Origin of the sequence: Serratia sp. JSRIV004, from assembly GCF_019968705.1 — a bacterium.
In the GTDB taxonomy this organism is placed as follows: Bacteria; Pseudomonadota; Gammaproteobacteria; order Enterobacterales; family Enterobacteriaceae; genus Chania; species Chania fonticola_B.
This window is the reverse complement of the sequence record NZ_CP074140.1, coordinates 3,953,017-3,968,166: the sequence shown is the minus strand read 5'-3', so window position 1 is coordinate 3,968,166 and position 15,150 is coordinate 3,953,017. Positions and strand designations below refer to the sequence as shown.

At 53.7% G+C, this 15,150-nt stretch carries 18 protein-coding genes; all 18 read right to left on the bottom strand.

Annotated elements, in window-relative coordinates:
- Window positions 1-29: 29 nt before the first annotated feature.
- The 18 genes from KGP21_RS19070 to KGP21_RS18985 all read right to left on the bottom strand — a co-directional run bounded on the left by KGP21_RS19070 (window position 30) and on the right by KGP21_RS18985 (window position 15,148).
- Window positions 30-1,259, bottom strand: a complete 1,230-nt coding sequence (locus KGP21_RS19070) for a beta-ketoacyl-ACP synthase (protein ID WP_059201250.1) — start codon at window positions 1,257-1,259, stop codon at window positions 30-32.
- On the bottom strand, window positions 1,256-1,987 hold the full coding sequence (locus tag KGP21_RS19065) for a 3-ketoacyl-ACP reductase FabG2 (RefSeq protein ID WP_059201249.1): 732 nt from the start codon (window positions 1,985-1,987) through the stop codon (window positions 1,256-1,258). The genes KGP21_RS19070 and KGP21_RS19065 overlap by 4 nt, the downstream gene beginning before the upstream one ends.
- Complete coding sequence (locus tag KGP21_RS19060) at window positions 1,984-2,460, bottom strand: hypothetical protein (RefSeq protein ID WP_059201248.1); 477 nt, start codon at window positions 2,458-2,460, stop codon at window positions 1,984-1,986. The genes KGP21_RS19065 and KGP21_RS19060 overlap by 4 nt, the downstream gene beginning before the upstream one ends.
- Window positions 2,457-3,626, bottom strand: a complete 1,170-nt coding sequence (locus KGP21_RS19055; protein ID WP_059201247.1) for a beta-ketoacyl-[acyl-carrier-protein] synthase family protein — start codon at window positions 3,624-3,626, stop codon at window positions 2,457-2,459. Before KGP21_RS19055 ends, KGP21_RS19060 begins: the two co-directional genes overlap by 4 nt.
- A gap of 1 nt (window position 3,627) precedes the next feature.
- The gene (locus tag KGP21_RS19050; RefSeq protein WP_059201246.1) at window positions 3,628-4,215 is read right to left on the bottom strand and encodes a DUF3261 domain-containing protein; all 588 of its coding nucleotides are present in this window, start codon (window positions 4,213-4,215) and stop codon (window positions 3,628-3,630) included.
- A complete protein-coding gene (locus tag KGP21_RS19045; protein ID WP_179251798.1) occupies window positions 4,212-6,533 on the bottom strand; it encodes an MMPL family transporter in 2,322 nt (773 codons plus the stop codon). The genes KGP21_RS19050 and KGP21_RS19045 overlap by 4 nt, the downstream gene beginning before the upstream one ends.
- On the bottom strand, window positions 6,502-7,107 hold the full coding sequence (locus KGP21_RS19040; RefSeq protein WP_059201244.1) for an outer membrane lipoprotein carrier protein LolA: 606 nt from the start codon (window positions 7,105-7,107) through the stop codon (window positions 6,502-6,504). The genes KGP21_RS19045 and KGP21_RS19040 overlap by 32 nt, the downstream gene beginning before the upstream one ends.
- The gene (locus KGP21_RS19035; RefSeq protein WP_059201243.1) at window positions 7,104-7,526 is read right to left on the bottom strand and encodes a thioesterase family protein; all 423 of its coding nucleotides are present in this window, start codon (window positions 7,524-7,526) and stop codon (window positions 7,104-7,106) included. The genes KGP21_RS19040 and KGP21_RS19035 overlap by 4 nt, the downstream gene beginning before the upstream one ends.
- Complete coding sequence (locus tag KGP21_RS19030; protein WP_059201242.1) at window positions 7,520-9,241, bottom strand: glycosyltransferase; 1,722 nt, start codon at window positions 9,239-9,241, stop codon at window positions 7,520-7,522. Before KGP21_RS19030 ends, KGP21_RS19035 begins: the two co-directional genes overlap by 7 nt.
- The gene (locus tag KGP21_RS19025; RefSeq protein WP_059201241.1) at window positions 9,232-9,582 is read right to left on the bottom strand and encodes a hydroxymyristoyl-ACP dehydratase; all 351 of its coding nucleotides are present in this window, start codon (window positions 9,580-9,582) and stop codon (window positions 9,232-9,234) included. The genes KGP21_RS19030 and KGP21_RS19025 overlap by 10 nt, the downstream gene beginning before the upstream one ends.
- Window positions 9,569-10,930 (bottom strand): AMP-binding protein, encoded by a 1,362-nt coding sequence (locus tag KGP21_RS19020; RefSeq protein ID WP_223536015.1) that lies wholly within the window; start codon window positions 10,928-10,930, stop codon window positions 9,569-9,571. Before KGP21_RS19020 ends, KGP21_RS19025 begins: the two co-directional genes overlap by 14 nt.
- On the bottom strand, window positions 10,927-11,508 hold the full coding sequence (locus KGP21_RS19015; protein WP_059201239.1) for a hypothetical protein: 582 nt from the start codon (window positions 11,506-11,508) through the stop codon (window positions 10,927-10,929). The genes KGP21_RS19020 and KGP21_RS19015 overlap by 4 nt, the downstream gene beginning before the upstream one ends.
- Window positions 11,509-11,514: 6 nt before the next feature.
- On the bottom strand, window positions 11,515-11,766 hold the full coding sequence (locus tag KGP21_RS19010; protein WP_059201238.1) for an acyl carrier protein: 252 nt from the start codon (window positions 11,764-11,766) through the stop codon (window positions 11,515-11,517).
- A gap of 12 nt (window positions 11,767-11,778) precedes the next feature.
- The gene (locus KGP21_RS19005; RefSeq protein WP_059201237.1) at window positions 11,779-12,036 is read right to left on the bottom strand and encodes a phosphopantetheine-binding protein; all 258 of its coding nucleotides are present in this window, start codon (window positions 12,034-12,036) and stop codon (window positions 11,779-11,781) included.
- Window positions 12,017-12,832 (bottom strand): 1-acyl-sn-glycerol-3-phosphate acyltransferase, encoded by an 816-nt coding sequence (locus KGP21_RS19000; RefSeq protein WP_094981948.1) that lies wholly within the window; start codon window positions 12,830-12,832, stop codon window positions 12,017-12,019. The genes KGP21_RS19005 and KGP21_RS19000 overlap by 20 nt, the downstream gene beginning before the upstream one ends.
- A complete protein-coding gene (locus tag KGP21_RS18995; RefSeq protein WP_059201236.1) occupies window positions 12,829-13,551 on the bottom strand; it encodes a beta-ketoacyl synthase chain length factor in 723 nt (240 codons plus the stop codon). Before KGP21_RS18995 ends, KGP21_RS19000 begins: the two co-directional genes overlap by 4 nt.
- A gap of 69 nt (window positions 13,552-13,620) precedes the next feature.
- Window positions 13,621-14,679 carry a methyltransferase gene (locus KGP21_RS18990; protein WP_059201235.1) on the bottom strand — a complete coding sequence of 353 codons (1,059 nt, stop codon included), beginning with the start codon at window positions 14,677-14,679 and terminating at the stop codon, window positions 13,621-13,623.
- A gap of 79 nt (window positions 14,680-14,758) precedes the next feature.
- Window positions 14,759-15,148, bottom strand: coding sequence for a hypothetical protein (locus KGP21_RS18985; RefSeq protein WP_059201234.1), 390 nt, complete (start codon window positions 15,146-15,148; stop codon window positions 14,759-14,761).
- Between the last annotated feature and the right edge of the window lie 2 nt (window positions 15,149-15,150).

Below are 15,150 nucleotides of genomic sequence, written 5' to 3'. Positions count from 1 at the left end.
GATGGCGGTTTCCCGGTGATTAGAGTTGGTTATGCCCAGCGTTTGATAACAATCGAGGTGTTGATGCCACCAAAGGCAAAGTTATTGGTTTGCAGAAACTCGCAGTCGATATGACGGGCTTCTCCCATGATGTAATCGAGTGCGCCGCATTGTTCATCAGGGGTACGCAGATTTAGCGTTGGTGCGAACCAGCCTTCACGCATCATCTGCAGGCTCAACCAGGCCTCCAGTGCTCCACAAGCCCCCAAGGTATGGCCGAAGTAACTTTTCAACGACGAGATCGGCACGCTATCACCGTAGATCGCGGCGGTTGCCTGGCTTTCGGCAATATCTCCCCGATCGGTGGCGGTACCGTGGGCAGAAATATAGCCGATATCACTCGCTTGCAGACCGGCCATCCTCAACGACTGTTCCATGCAAATCTGCATGGTTTCACGTTGCGGCTGTGTGATGTGTGCCGCATCACAATTGGTGGCAAAGCTGACGATTTCCCCGTAGATGGTTGCGCCGCGTGCTTGCGCATGCTCCAGCTCTTCGAGGATCAGCGTACAAGCACCTTCCCCAATCACCAAACCATCGCGGTTCTGATCAAATGGGGAAGGGGTGGCATGCGGTTCATCATTACGTTGGCTGGTGGCAAATAACGTGTCGAACACGGCGGCCTCGGAAGGACACAGTTCTTCTGCCCCACCAGCAACCATCAGAGTCTGATAACCGTGGCGAATAGCCTCCCAGGCATAGCCAATGGCCTGGCTGCCTGATGTACAGGCGCTGGACGTCGGGATCACACGCCCGCGCAGGCCGAAGAATAACCCGGTATTGACCGCGGTAGTATGAGGCATCATCTGCACATAGGTAGTGCCCGTGATGTTATTGGTGTGCTTCTCGGTCAGCATGGTGGCGAATTCGCTCACCGGACCAGTACTGCCGGTGGATGAGCCATAAGCGATACCGGTCTGGCCGTTGGTTAGCACCGGGTTGCCAATAAGCCCAGCCTGCTCCAGAGCCAATTCCGTTGCGCGGGTCGACATGAGAGACACCCGGCCCATTGAGCGTATGCGCTTACGGGTATAGTGTTCTGGCAGCACGAAGTCATCGATTGGGGCGCCCAGCAGGGTGTGCAGGCCGTCATAGATTTGCCATTCAGGCATGTGGCGTACGGCGTTTTTATAGGCCAGCAATTTGGCGGATACCGCCTGCCAGTTTTCACCGAAGGCGGTAATACCGCCCATACCTGTAATAACTACCCGACGAATCATTGCATCCCTCCGTTGATAGAAATGACCTGACGAGTCACGTAACCGGCTATATCAGACATCAAATAGCTTGCAAGCCCGGCGACTTCCTCCGCCTGGCCCATCCGTTTCATCGGGATCATCGACATGGCCTCCTTTAACGCCACCTCTTCCATTTTGATCATGCCGGTATCGATCAGTCCTGGGGCAATGCAGTTGACGGTGATTTTGCGTTTTGCCAGTTCGATCGCCAACGCTTTGGTTGCGCCAATAATTCCTGCCTTGGCCGCACTGTAGTTCACCTGGCCCCGATTCCCCATAATGCCAGAAACGGAAGACAGTGTAAGGATGCGGCCACCTTGACGTTCGGCAATCATTGGCATGATGCAGGGCTGGATCACGTTGTAGAAACTGTCCAGATTGGTGTGGATAACCTCATCCCAATCATCATCGCTCAATGCAGGGAAGGCGGCGTCGCGAGCGATCCCGGCATTGCTGACGATGCCGTACCATGCCCCATTCTCTGTCAGATCTTGCTCGAGAACCTCCCGGCACTGCTGACGATTGCTAATGTCGAAACAGAGCAGGCGGCCTTGTCCTCCGGCAGCGGTAATTGCGGCCAGCGTTTGTTGTGCGCCAGCTTCATCTTGGTGATAGTGTATCCCAACGATGAAACCGTCAGCGGCTAACTGGCTGGCAATAGCGCGTCCGATACCTTTGCTGGCTCCGGTGATGAGAATTGAACGACTCATGCAGTAGATCCCTGATTAAAAAGCATTGTTGATTCTTCTGGTGTGGGTTGAAAGGTATTGACGCGGCCGGTGGCCAGCGTGTCACCTTGCGCGCCAATAACACAGTCAAAACTCCCGAAACGGTCATCATGTATCAGCAGCTTGATTTGGATGTCTAGCATTGCATCTGCTGGTAAGTAACCCGCAGCACAGACCAATTCCCTGGCTCCAAGCACCATACCGAGGGCGATCCGCTGTTCTCCTCGCTGATGACGATGCCAACCTGACCAAACGCCTATGGTTTGCGCCATCAATTCCAGTGCGTACCAACCAGGCAGTTCGCCTTGCGCATTGAGGAACGGTGCCAGTACGCTGTCGCTCCTGACCTCAACCCGGCAATGTGCACTGTCTTCCGTCACGCTGATAACCTCTGCCAACAGCAGCATTGGGGCGTCGTGTGGCAGATATTCCGCCGGTGATAAGTAATGGCTCATGCCATCCTCCCCAGCAGGATGCTGGCGTTATTACCGCCAAAGGCGAAAGAGTTAGACAGAATGACCGGCCGCATCAGCGGTTCAGCCGCATGCAGTAAACCACAGGGCGGTAATGTCGGATCCGCCGGAGAACGGCTGAAGTCCTGCGCTGGCAGTGGCAAGTCATAGAGCAGAATAAGTGCGCTGAGAGCGGCCTCGGTGATGCCCGCAGCCCCCAGGGTATGCCCGGTTAAATGTTTGGTAGAGCTGCAGGGCACACTTTCACCGAACAGATCGTGAACCACTTTGGATTCGATCTGATCGTTGAGCAAGGTGGCAGTTCCATGCAGATTGATGTAACCGACCTCTGCGGGGTTAAGCTCCGCGTCTTGCAATGCCTGCTCGATGGCTCGCAAGGCACCGGCACCCTGTGGATGTGGTGCCGAAATATGGTATGCATCGCTTGACTCACCCACACCCAGTAGTGCTATGGGGTGCGGCTCGCGGGTAAGTACCATCAGTGCCGCTCCTTCACCAATGGTGATACCACAGCGGTCGCGGCCAAACGGTTGGCAAAGCGTAGTGGAAAGAGACTCCAGGCTATTAAAACCGTTGATAGGCATGCGGCTTAAGGTATCGGCACCGCCAACAATCGCGATATCCGCCAGCCCGGCCTCAATAAGACGGCGCCCGCTGATGATCGCGCGGGCACTGGAAGAACACGCGGTGGAAAGAGTAAACGCAGGGCCATTCAGGCCTAACCAAGCGGCGAGGAAGCGTGACGGATCGCCCAGCTCTTGCTGTGGATATTGCCAGCTCGGACTCTCTTCATGGTTAGTGATATGGCTAACATGTCGATCGCCTTCATCCAGCCCAGAGGTGCTGGTACCGAGCACTACGGCGATGCGGTCGGCACCAAAGCGAAGCAGCGCGTCATCTACCACGGTCTGAATTTGCGCCAGAGCGGCCAATAATAATTGGTTATTGCGGCTGCGATGTGCGGCAAAGTTGTCTGGAATAGTGGGTAATTCTCCGTCGACGCCGCCTAATACCGCGTCCTGTTGGTTCTGTAACCAATGCTCACGCTTGCGCATGCCGGGCGCTGTTCCTTGGGTCAGATTGGCTGCAATCTCTTCTGTCGATTGGCCCAAAGCGTTGATCATGCCGATAGCAGAAATGTAAATCATATCAGTCATCCAGATATTGAATGGTGATGTGGTATTTAAACGCGTGTTGCTCAATGCTGATAGGTTCACGACGATCTTTACGTTGCAGGTACGTGATCTCCGTTATCAGTTTGCCGCGCGCGTTGCGTAATTCTCGTTTGTCGCCCTTATCGATTAGCGTCCAGCCCTGCGGCAACCGATCTTGCCAGGCGGTAATCGGCCAGTGGCCGAGCATCACATCGGCCAAGACCTGACTGGCTGGCGGCAGTTGTGGCACCACGATCGACTGCTCGGTATGAATGCCTTTATCGTCATAGGTAACGAGAAATAAGCGGATACCTAACGAAGACAGCCCCGCCAAGGTGAGTGTATTGCTATCCGCATTTAGAATGACCAACAAAGACTGGGTTTTGCCGTTAAAGCTGCCGGTCAATAATTGCTGGGACTGGATATTTTCAGTGATACCAGGAGCCGGAAGCGTGACGCGTACGCCGGGTTCAAGCCAGGCTTGTGGGCGGGAGCCATCCTCATTATGCGATGAGTGGCTACAGCCGGTAATCAATAGCACGGCCAACAGGGGAACCGCGCGCCAGAAGTCGCAATTTGTCATTTTTTTCTCTGCTTACGGTCAGGCATGGCGAGTGGGGAGAGCAAGAAAGCGGTAAAGATCCCACTGACCAGTACAATCCCAAAACTGCTGATAGCTTGAGTGCTGCTAAAGACCAGCATGCCCAGGGTTAACAACGTTGTCATCATTGCCAGCGCGATCGCCAACAACGATGTCAGTGGTGTGCCACGTGGATTGCTGAAGAACAGCGTATAGTTAATGCCGATCCCCAGCACCAGTACCAGCGCCAGTAGCGAAAACAGGTTCACGGCATGTCCGCTAAAGGATAGGGTGGCCAGTCCGATGCTCAGCGACAGCAGCGAAGGCACCAGGCTGATTAATCCCTTACGCCACCCGAGACGGAACACCGCACTGCAAGCGATCACCGCCAGTGCTACCAGCAGTAAGCCGGTAAGTATGGTGCGATAGAGGGCGAATAATTCGTTGAATGTATCCTTGCGATCTACCCACACTACACCCGGTTGTTTTTCCGCCAGTGAGCTCAGAGCCGTGCTGTCGTTAACGCCTTCTACAGGTACCAGCACACCGCTTTTGCCGTTGGGCAACGTCAACCACATTAAGCGCCAACCTTCGCTGGCTGGACTGTTGAGCCAATCCTCCAACGTTGCGGGTGCGGTTTGCAGATCGGGCGTGACGTCCGTTAACCCTGTATTTTGCAATGCACGGATGACCGTAGGAGCGGCGCCCAGCAACAGGGCGAGATCCTGTTTCTGGCGTGCGAGTGAGTTTAACGGGATTGTGCGGAAAGCGCTGATAATCCCAGTCTGGCGGGCCTGTTCCAGTGCCGGCGTGAAGTCTTCAAGCCGCTCCAGGGTTTGCTGAGGAGTGTTGCCGTAGACCACAAACCATTTTTGATCGACGCTTTGCCCAGTGAGCTGCGTAATGGCTTTTTCCTGCGCCAGGATATCCTGCGGCAGCGCCTGCAACTGGGCAATATCATCATCGACGCGTAATGTCGCTATCCCCGCAAGAGAAACCAACACCAATACGACAGGTAGCCCCAGCGACAGTTTGCGGTTATGCCTCCAGGCCGCAAGCCAGCGCAGCAGGGAGATCGCGGCAGGAATAGGGCGTACCGGTAAGTTGCGACATAGCCACGGATGCCAAAAGATCACCGTAAGGCATGATGCGCTCAGGCCCACAGCGGCAAACACCGCCATTTGTCGTATCCCAGGGAAGGGAGCGAGCATCATGATCAAATAGGCCGCGACGGTAGTCAGCAACGCCAATAACAGGGCATTGCGCACTTTGAGCAGACTCTGCCATGGCGATATCTCGTTACCGTGCACCATGCGTTCGGTGAGGTAGTAAAGCGTATAGTCGGCAGAGATCCCAATGATGCTCATGCTCATCACCAGCGTCATCAGGTGGAGCTCACCGAAGAGCAACAACGTAGCTGCTGTTCCTGCTAGTGCACCGATGCCAACGGAAATCAGGCACAGCATCAGCGGGCGCAGCGAGCGGAAAACCACCACGATCAGCAGTATTACGCCCAGTATGGTGGCGACCCCCAGCGTAGATATGTCCTGTTTTGCCTGTTGGCTGGCATAATCACTGTAAAACAGCGTCCCACGTGAGAGGAGCTTGGCCTGGGGATAGCGTGATGTGAGTTGATCCTCCAGCGCGGCGAGGGTAGTGACGACGCGGTGGGTTTGTTGCATATCAAATGACGATCCCGTCAATTCGCCATGCAGAAAATACCAGTAGTTCCCCAGTTCATCTTGAGTAACCAACCAGCCGTCCATCAGCCGTAAACGCTGGCTGTTCTGGGCCAGAGCCAGCTGTGAGCCTCGCATCAACATTAGCGGATCGTTGCGTAGCTCTTTGCCGCTGACGCCAGAGAATGCTGAATAGAGCTGAGAGAGGACCCACTGTGCCTGGGCTTCGCCACCGTTTTGCAGGCGCTCACGCGTTGCGTTGTCGATCAGACCATTACGATGCTGCCAGAAAAAGTCGCCCCAGGCTTGCTGGTCTGCGGCACCCATAGGGCCTTTCACCGTCTCTGCTATCCCGGACTTTTGCAATTGGGTAAGCCAATATTGCGCTACCTGCGGGTCTGCCTGTTTTCCGGGGCTGACCAGCCAGACCAACTGCTTGTCCAGGCGCTGCATAAAACCGTCGTTCAGCGCGGGGGGAATGGCACCCAATGCCTGCTTGGGCAACATCGCCAACACGCTGCTATTGATCCGGGCCTGTGGCAATAGGGCTAGCAGCATGCCAACTAATATCAGGCATGCGATTCCCCAAAGCAGCGCGAGGCGCTTGGCATTAGTAGGCGGCAAAACGTTGTCGCTCTTCATCGGTCAAAGCTGCGGGTTGCAGCCGGTGTTGAGAAAAGGTGATTTCAGTCACATCGCCCTGTTTATCGTTTAAATGGATGGTTTCCAGATAGGTTTGTCCACTCAGCACTATAGTGGCAAAAATTCGGTCCAGAGGGGTAGTCAGTGGGGTTAAGGATAGCGTCCAGCGACCCTCACCTTGCTCCTGGAAATCAATGCGGAAGTTTTTCTCCAGCACCTGACGATCGGCCTGGAATAGCGCGCGCAGCAGATGATTGAACTGAAACATCTGCGGGTTGTTTTGTGCGGTAATAACCTGCGGTTGCTGGTTATTGATGATTTGCACCATCCGTGAGTCGTTGAGCATCAACGTCATGGCAAAGGGGGTTTGCTGTTGCCACAGCAAACCCTGATCGCGGGCGATCACCATGTCGCCTTGAGAACGCAGTGGCTGTGGCAGATCTTTAATGGTTCGAGCCTGGGCAAAATGGGCTCGCACTACCGGTTGTTCGGTAAAACGCTGCTGTAATTCATTCAGCGTGATGGCATTGACCCATGGACTGATCAGCAGGAATAGCAGAGGCCAGGCTTTCATGGCTGCACCCCCAGACGTTCGAACAGTATGTCTGGGCAGACAAAGCACATCTCACGGCTTTTTTCCTCTACCGCTACCTGGATGGTGTAACCGGTTGTGGTGCGTTTGCCGCTGTCGGCGTCAAAAATCTGGTAGGCAATGCGCAGGCGATTTTCGTATTCTTCCAACGTGGCACGAACGCGGATGCGTTGTTCAAAGGTTAGCGTATCGCGGTATTTCACACGGGTATCCACCACTGGCCAAACATATCCCGACTCTTTCATCTGCCGATAGCCGTAGTTGAATTGGTTCAGCAGGGCTTCGCGGGCAATTTCAAAGTAACGGAAATAATTGCCGTGCCACACGACTCCCATCATATCAATATCATGAAAGGGAACGGTCAGTTCTATCTCGCTGGTGAAACAGGGATCGTTTAGCACCCTTTGCTCCTGTCTGTGGTGTTGGCCTGTTGGTCAGGCAGTTGCCAAAAATTGAAAAAGTTGAACCAATCGAGCGGTGCCTGCAACGCGTAGTGTTCAAGACGCTCAGCATAATGATCCACCACCTGTTGCAAGGCGGCTTGACGATCGGCCCGCGGTAACAGCAGAGGGTCGGCAAACGGCTCACAGTGCAAATGCAGTTTTCCCTGCTGGCGCAGGGCATAGATCAGCAACACCGGGCAACGCAATATCGAAGCCAGAATAAACGGCCCTTGAGGGAATGGGGCAGGATGGCCCATAAAGCGACTCCAGATAACCCGGCAGCTATCTCCTCGCTGCGGTTTTACCGCGATGCGATCGCCAACGATCGCCACCCATTCGCCACGATCCAGTTTGTCTTTGAGCAATATGGCGGTATCCGGGCCGATGTCGGTCACAGGCAACAGGTTGAGCCCTGCCTGGGGTGCTATCTCTGCCATAATCTGTTTGAAACGCTGGGCGTTGTCGTTGAACACCAGCGCATTGATGGTTTTACTCACCTGTAATTGTGCCAACGCCCGGCAAGCTTCGATATCTCCCAAATGGGAGGCCAGCAGCAATTTGCCTTGTGGGGAGCCAATATCCAGCGTGGCTTCGGCATTGGGGGCGAAGACAACATCCTGCCCTAGCCGCATTTCCCCACGCCAACTGGCGATTTTATCCAGCATGGCATCTGCAAAACGTAAAAAATGGTGATAGCTGTTGAGATGCGCAGGAATGGGGAGCGAACGTGAAGTCAACTCGTTGCGTACCCGCTTCAGCCAGGCTTGTGAAGCCTGACGGGCCTGATGTGCGCCAAGCCAGTAAACCGCCACCACCGGATAGAGCAGTGGAGCAATGGCCTTTCTACCCAGTAAGCGCCAGATAGCAAGCATGATGCGCATTCCCCACAACCCCTTGATTTCTTTCTGACGTGCCCAGTGTGGGTTGCATCGACGAAAAAGCAGGGTAGGGATGCGCGGCAACATGCCGAAGAAAAGGCGGGTATGCATCAGTGAAATACGCACGTTATCCTTCAAGGCATCAAAGTGTGACAACCCATCCTGGGGGTAGGTGACGTGCGTCGGCACAAAGTAACTGGTGTTCCCCTGCCAGTAGAGGCGAACCATGACTTCCGTATCGAAGTCCATGCGTTTGCCTAGCGCCGTTTTATGCGCCAACTCCAAGGTGGGGGTAATGGGGTAAACCCGGAAGCCGCACATGCTGTCTTTGAGCTGTAGAGAGAGCGTCTCAATCCAGACCCAGACGTGAGTTACCCAGCGGCCATAGCGCCGCGACGCTGGTATGGAGTCGTCGTAAACCGGTTGTCCGGAAATTAAATCCTGGGGATGGATCTGTGCCAGGGTAATCAGCTTGGGAATATCTTCAATGGCATGTTGGCCGTCCGCATCGACTTGTACCGCATGGCTAAATCCTCTGCGTTGAGCCTCTTCCAATCCGCGAATCACCGCCGTGCCTTTTCCTGAATTGTGTGCAAGGCGTACTAAGGTGACATCCGCGTGAATGGTGGCCAGGCGCTCAAGTTCCTGCTGGGTGGCCTGGTCGCTGCCATCGTCCACCACCAGACAGGCTAAGCCAAAGGGTTGCAGGCGCGCGAGCACACTTGCCATCATGGCTCCGTGGTTATAACAGGGGATCACCACACAAGGGTTAAACGTGGCACTATTCAGCGACATAATCGGATCTTCCCGCTGCTGGCTGTGCTACGTGCCTCACCATCATGACGTTGATAGCGGAAAACCATGATTTGCCGTTCTTCCTGCCAGTCAAGCGTCAGCGTGACGATGTTATCCGGCAGTAAGGGCTGTTGGAATTTGACACTTTGAATACTGTGAAAGCGAAAATCGGGTACCAGCAGTGAGGTGGCATAGTGCATCACCCAGTCTAGTTGTGTCACGCCGGGTAGCAGAGGTTGCACTGCGAAGTGGCCTTTAAACCAGAATGAAGCCGCATCCAGCCGTAACACGATCTCGGCCTGCTGCTGCGTCTGATGGCGAGCCATCTCATGGGGTCTCATGAAACAATTCCTGTAATTGCGCATAGACGCGCTTGTTCATGCTGTTGACGGGCATCTCGTCGACGATACGCCAGTAACGAGGGATAGTGACAGGTTCCAGCCACGGGCGCAGCGCACGACGCCATGATATTTCCAGTGCTTTGCCGCCCATTTGTTGCCACTGCTGCCGAGCATGGTCTTCAAGCACCAGCAATGCGCCAATGCCTTGGCGCCCTCCGCGTGTTACCGGTAGCGCTGCGGCTTCGCGTATGCCTTCGAGTTCCAGCAGCCGTTGCTCGATCTCGCAAAGTGAAATGCGTTTCTCTTCAATTTTAACCACCCGGTCGCGGCGACCTGTTATCTGGAAGCGTCCGCTATCGTCAAATTGCAAAATATCGTCGAGGAGCAGGCCGTGCCTATCGCTGATAAGCGGAGAGATAGCGCGGATCTCGTCGGCGTCAACCACGATACGCACGCCAGGGAAGGGCTGCCAGGTTACATCAGGCTGCTGATGGTGACGCCAGGCGAGGATCCCGGTCTCGGTACTACCGTAGATTTCGTCTGGCCAGACCCCTAACCAACTGGCGGTCTGAGCCACGTCTTCCCAAGGCAACACTCCCCCTGCGGAGATGACCATATTCACTGGCGGTGGTGTGAGCTGGTGGTCTAGGCGTTTTAGAAAAGCCGGGCTGCTGATAAAGGCGTATTGGTGGTGATTAGCCAGAGTTGCCAACTGCTCGGTGTAATGAAGCATTGCTGCATGCAGCGGTAATCCTAGCGCCATGGGTAAAAAGATGCGGAAGGTGAGGCCGTAAAGGTGCAACGGAGGTACCGAGGCCACAATATGGCAGCCGGTGAGCCTGTCGGCAAAACGTTCAGCCAGTAAGGAGGCTTCGCGATCGAGGCTGGCAATGGGCTTTATGATGCGGCGTGGTTGCCCTGTCGAGCCGGAGGTAAATAGTTCGATATGGCTGGCCGGATCGAGAGTGGGTAGCGGTGGCTGGTTCTCGCTACCTTGATCCGTTGATTGGACCTGGATCAGCGTACCGCTCCAGGTCAGTGCCTGGTCGGTCAGTATGCCGTTAAACAGCGCCCGTTGTTCTTCCAGCAGTGAAACACGGCTATGTCCGGGAACCACGGGGGTTTTGCCCGCATGCAATATTGCCAATAGTCCGACGATAAACAGATAGCTGTTTTCAAAACACAGCGCCCAGCGGTCGCCTTCATATTGTTGCAGGATGCTCACCAGTGCTGCTACGTCATGGCGCAACTGCCCCAGCGTCCAGATATGCTCATCAAGCCAGGCAATCGGGGTTTCATCGGCACGCGAATGACTTAGCCACTGGGCCAGAGGGAGTATCTGATTCATGCCTTGTCTCGCAATATCCGCCTGCGACGCACCAGCCATTCGCCAGCCATCAGCGCTCCCATCAACAGATAGGCAATCATGCCGTTCCACAGCGTCCATAACCGAATATCACCGAGCAGAACGGTAAAAAGTGCCATCGAACCGTTCAGAATGAAAAAAACACACCATATCTGGGTGACCTTGCGGGTATAACGCACGCCTGACGGGGGGAGCTCCGGATCCTGCAAACGGGCAAGGCGCTCCACCATTGGCATCGAACTCCACAGTGAACTACCAAATACGCCGAGCATGACCAGATTGACTACCACTGGGTAAAATAGCAGCAACTGATGCGTTTTTAGCACATAGCTCATTAGGCATAATGTGAGACCCGCGAGTGCCACGGCTTGCAGTACATAGCGCATAGGGCCGCGCTGACTTTTGACCTGATAGAGGCGAAAGGCCAGCAACAAGGCGATGATCGGCAGCAGCCAGTGAAGGCTGTTGCGTGTCAGGCCAAACCAGACAAGAAATGGCCAAGCCAGTAGCGCCAGTAGAGCCACCAGTTGTATCCCTTTCAGGGACCGAGCGCCGGGCATAAACGGTTATGCTTCTTGCAATAGCTGTTCTACCGCATCGACGACATCTTGCACGGTACGAACCTGCTTAAAGGTTTCCGGCTTGATTTTCTTCCCGGTCTTCTTCTGCAGGTGCACGATCATGTCGACGGCATCGATACTGTCTAACTCAAGCTCTTCATACAAGCGGGCCTCAGGTTTGATGTCCTGTGGATCGATATCGAACAGTTTGGTCAGCAGCGCGGACACTTCCTGATATATGGTTTGTTGTTCTGTCATAGCGGGCTCTTCTCAGGCACGTTGAGCTTGGATAAAGGATGCCAGTGTTGCCACTGAGTAGAAATGTTGACGCATCTCTTCATTTTCGGCGGAAAGCGCGACACCATACTGGTTTTTCACCATCAGCCCTAACTCTAAAGCATCGATGGAGTCTAGCCCCAATCCTTCACCAAACAGCGCCGCATTGGTGTCGATATCGTCCGCAGACAGTTCATCCAAATTCAGTGTATTTATTATGAGATTTTTAATTTCAAGGTGGAGCGCTTGCATCATTAATTCCTGACAAAGGTATAAGGCCTGGTGATAACTGATGCAAAAGATGCCGGTTTAGCTGCCTTGCGGCTAATGCTGGCTGTTGCGATTCTGCATCAAAAAAATGTTCTATCTGTACCCGTTCACGCACTTCTACCTGGAACAGGGGTTTCCTGGGCGGAACGTCATACCATCTGCTCTGTTTATCAAGCAGATGTTCGCTACAATGGATCACTGCTATGCGCACGTCACGGCGGCATCGTACGGCAATATTGGCGGCACCGCGCTGCAGTGTCATATTTTCACCAGGGCGTGTGCGTGTTCCCTCTGGAAAAATAAGTAGGGTGTCGCCCTGTGCCAGGCGTTGCTGACAGGCTGGAAGCAGCGTGTCCGCCTGGCTATTGACCAGATAATCCGCAGCCCGGATCACTCCGCTCACAAAGGGGTTATGTAGCAGAGCGCTTTTTACCAGGCAGTCTGTCTCGGGCATCACGGATGCCAAAAGCACGTAATCAATCAGTGTCGGATGGTTAGCGACCACCAAACAACCGCGCTCCTGGCGTAATATATCAATCCCCTTGATGCGATAATCTAACACACCCAACGTTTTTGCTATCGATAAGAACAGCCGGAAACTGGCGGCAATGCTGCGCCGGGCTACCTGGCGGCGCTTGGCAATATTGCGCTGGAGTACCAGCAGCAGATTAAACCAGACAAGCGATAGCAGCAGGCCACCGACGCCAAACAGCACAAAGCAAAAGCCGGTCATCATCAGACGCCAAGCCCAGTTTAAACGTGCGAATAGGCCGCTCATGTACGGCTCCAATACCACTTCAGTCTTTCACCCGCAATGGCGAACGTTGGTTCTTCGGCCAGGTAGTGTTGTAAAAACTGTAAGCTTTGCGGTAGTAGGGGCTCTTCCCCTGTGCCTTCCGGCTTGCTCTCGCACCGTAAGGTATTCCCTCGTTCAAACACCAGCGCCACCGCATAGGCCCAGGTCGGCATCTGCTCTGGCAGGTAGGTGTGGTAAAACTCGGGCAGCAAGCCATCAAAATCGACCATTAATATTCTCTGGTAACCCGCTTGGAGTAAACACACTACCTCACATAACGCTTGCTGAAAGGTGTCTAGGCCAGCAGAAAGTGAAGATGATACCAGAGGATTTTGCGCCGTGATGGTCAAGTGACCCACGGCTGAGTTATGTACCGACATGGTGAAATCAGTTGGGGAAACCGCTTGCTGGGTGGCTATGGCCTGCAAAATGCGGTAATTACGCTCCAACTCACCGTGACGGCTGGTATAGAGTACTGCATCCACCGGTTGACGACGTAGCATGGCCAAACCGCATTCCACGGCCAGCCTACTGCCTGAACTCAGGCGGCGTGCTGTCATCATGGGAAGTTCGGTCAGCTTCGATTGTGGCGCTGAGGGTATGATCCCACGAGGCTCCTGCGACCATTGACGCCACTGCGATGCGTCGCTTAGTCCGGGGGCCATGGCCTGCCAATCAACGATGTTCAATGCAAAATTCATCAACGTGCTTCCGCGGTTACTCGGTTTGGACTGTGTCATCTCCAAGGTAGCATGAGCGCTGCCCTATCATTATTGCTTTCGGCATACTAACAAGGTATGACCAATACCGAGGTTATCGAGACGTTTTTCTACTCGGAAACCTGCCGTTTCGAGGAAACTGTAAAATTTACCGGCGCTGTAAAAGCGACTGTTGCCGTTAGCCATGCAGGTAAAATAGAGTGAGGAGGCGTTGAGGCTGAACGAAGCCGCTTCAAATTTTTGTGCATCCCAGAACAACTCCATAATGCATAGCTGAGCGTCAGGCTTCATCACCCGTTTGATTTTTTTCAGAATAGTAATAATTTGTTCCGGTGAAAAACAGTCAAGAAATTGGCTCATCCACCAGATATCTGCGCCACTGGGCAATGGTGCATCGCTTAGCATATCTACAGCATGGAAATCTATGCGATGAGATAACCCGGCTTTTTCGACATTCTCACGCGCCAGGCTAATTTGCTGCGGCAGATCCAGTAAGGTAATGCTGACGTTATCATCGTACTGGCAACAACGTAGCGCCCATTTTCCAGTATTGCCGCCCACATCATAAAGCGTTGTTGGTTTATTGTTAAATATATGGGGTAGTGCGGCATTAAATGCGGCATCTGAATAGTAGTGATCAAAAGCAAACCAGCTTTCACGTGCAGCCTTGGGCAATTGCGATAAGGCAGGGTAGATGGTCGGCCATTCACCAAACACTTTTAAACCAGCGGGTTTCTCTTCCTTAAGCGCATGTTCTAAAGAATACAGCCCCTGATAACAAACATCTTGAGTGAAATCCATATTCACACGGGTCATGGCATCGTGGAGTAGGAAGTGCCCCACTTTGGCAATGAAGTAATAGCCGTTTTGATGAGTCACAATACGGCCACTTAACCCCATATCCAACAGCACACTAACGGCATATTCATTAACGCTGCTATTGGCAGCGATGTCCTCAAGGAGGGCGCCGTGTTTTCCTTGTTCATCCAGATAGGCTAATACACCCGTATTGCGCAGACAAAGGGCGGTTTGAAACAGCATTGGAGCAAAGGCAATCCGTTGCGCCTCAGTGATAGCATCAAGTGCACTGAGAGTGTCCTGTTGATACATTTGTTGTACAGCCTCTTTAACCGGATACAAAATAGTGACGCCAGCTTGTATCCGGCGCTAATCTAATCAATATTGGAAATTACAGCGCGGCACCAGCCGACAAATTCAACTGGATATCTTTATCTAGGTTGTGTATCCAGCGGTTATAGCTTTTATGAATTTTCCCACCCGAGGCTAGCAGGTTGAGGCTACTGGCGTAGTCGATGGAATAATTCGTTGCGGAATAGGTGATGCGGATTTCAGCAACATGGTCGCGAGCCTGGAGGCGGCCATTAATGACGCCAGGACCAGCCTGCGTCATAACCCATTCACGTTGCACACCTGCTTTCAGGATTGCAGTTCTGACTTGCGCTTCGGTATGACCAGTGCTGACCGTGCTGTTGATTTGTTGTATTGGGGCAGTACGCACACAACCGGTCAGAGTGGCGATGACGGCAAGAGCAGCACACCATTTAACGATGCTTTTCATAA

What these genes read in the sequence shown, in the direction of transcription:
- KGP21_RS19070 (WP_059201250.1), bottom strand. Translation starts at nt 1,259, where the DNA reads ATGATTCGTCGGGTAGTTATTACAGGTATGGGCGGTATTACCGCCTTC.
- KGP21_RS19065 (WP_059201249.1), bottom strand. Translation starts at nt 1,987, where the DNA reads ATGAGTCGTTCAATTCTCATCACCGGAGCCAGCAAAGGTATCGGACGC.
- KGP21_RS19060 (WP_059201248.1), bottom strand. Translation starts at nt 2,460, where the DNA reads ATGAGCCATTACTTATCACCGGCGGAATATCTGCCACACGACGCCCCA.
- KGP21_RS19055 (WP_059201247.1), bottom strand. Translation starts at nt 3,626, where the DNA reads ATGATTTACATTTCTGCTATCGGCATGATCAACGCTTTGGGCCAATCG.
- KGP21_RS19050 (WP_059201246.1), bottom strand. Translation starts at nt 4,215, where the DNA reads ATGACAAATTGCGACTTCTGGCGCGCGGTTCCCCTGTTGGCCGTGCTA.
- KGP21_RS19045 (WP_179251798.1), bottom strand. Translation starts at nt 6,533, where the DNA reads ATGAAGAGCGACAACGTTTTGCCGCCTACTAATGCCAAGCGCCTCGCG.
- KGP21_RS19040 (WP_059201244.1), bottom strand. Translation starts at nt 7,107, where the DNA reads ATGAAAGCCTGGCCTCTGCTATTCCTGCTGATCAGTCCATGGGTCAAT.
- KGP21_RS19030 (WP_059201242.1), bottom strand. Translation starts at nt 9,241, where the DNA reads ATGTCGCTGAATAGTGCCACGTTTAACCCTTGTGTGGTGATCCCCTGT.
- KGP21_RS19025 (WP_059201241.1), bottom strand. Translation starts at nt 9,582, where the DNA reads ATGAGACCCCATGAGATGGCTCGCCATCAGACGCAGCAGCAGGCCGAG.
- KGP21_RS19020 (WP_223536015.1), bottom strand. Translation starts at nt 10,930, where the DNA reads ATGAATCAGATACTCCCTCTGGCCCAGTGGCTAAGTCATTCGCGTGCC.
- KGP21_RS19015 (WP_059201239.1), bottom strand. Translation starts at nt 11,508, where the DNA reads ATGCCCGGCGCTCGGTCCCTGAAAGGGATACAACTGGTGGCTCTACTG.
- KGP21_RS19010 (WP_059201238.1), bottom strand. Translation starts at nt 11,766, where the DNA reads ATGACAGAACAACAAACCATATATCAGGAAGTGTCCGCGCTGCTGACC.
- KGP21_RS19005 (WP_059201237.1), bottom strand. Translation starts at nt 12,036, where the DNA reads ATGCAAGCGCTCCACCTTGAAATTAAAAATCTCATAATAAATACACTG.
- KGP21_RS19000 (WP_094981948.1), bottom strand. Translation starts at nt 12,832, where the DNA reads ATGAGCGGCCTATTCGCACGTTTAAACTGGGCTTGGCGTCTGATGATG.
- KGP21_RS18995 (WP_059201236.1), bottom strand. Translation starts at nt 13,551, where the DNA reads ATGAATTTTGCATTGAACATCGTTGATTGGCAGGCCATGGCCCCCGGA.
- KGP21_RS18990 (WP_059201235.1), bottom strand. Translation starts at nt 14,679, where the DNA reads ATGTATCAACAGGACACTCTCAGTGCACTTGATGCTATCACTGAGGCG.
- KGP21_RS18985 (WP_059201234.1), bottom strand. Translation starts at nt 15,148, where the DNA reads ATGAAAAGCATCGTTAAATGGTGTGCTGCTCTTGCCGTCATCGCCACT.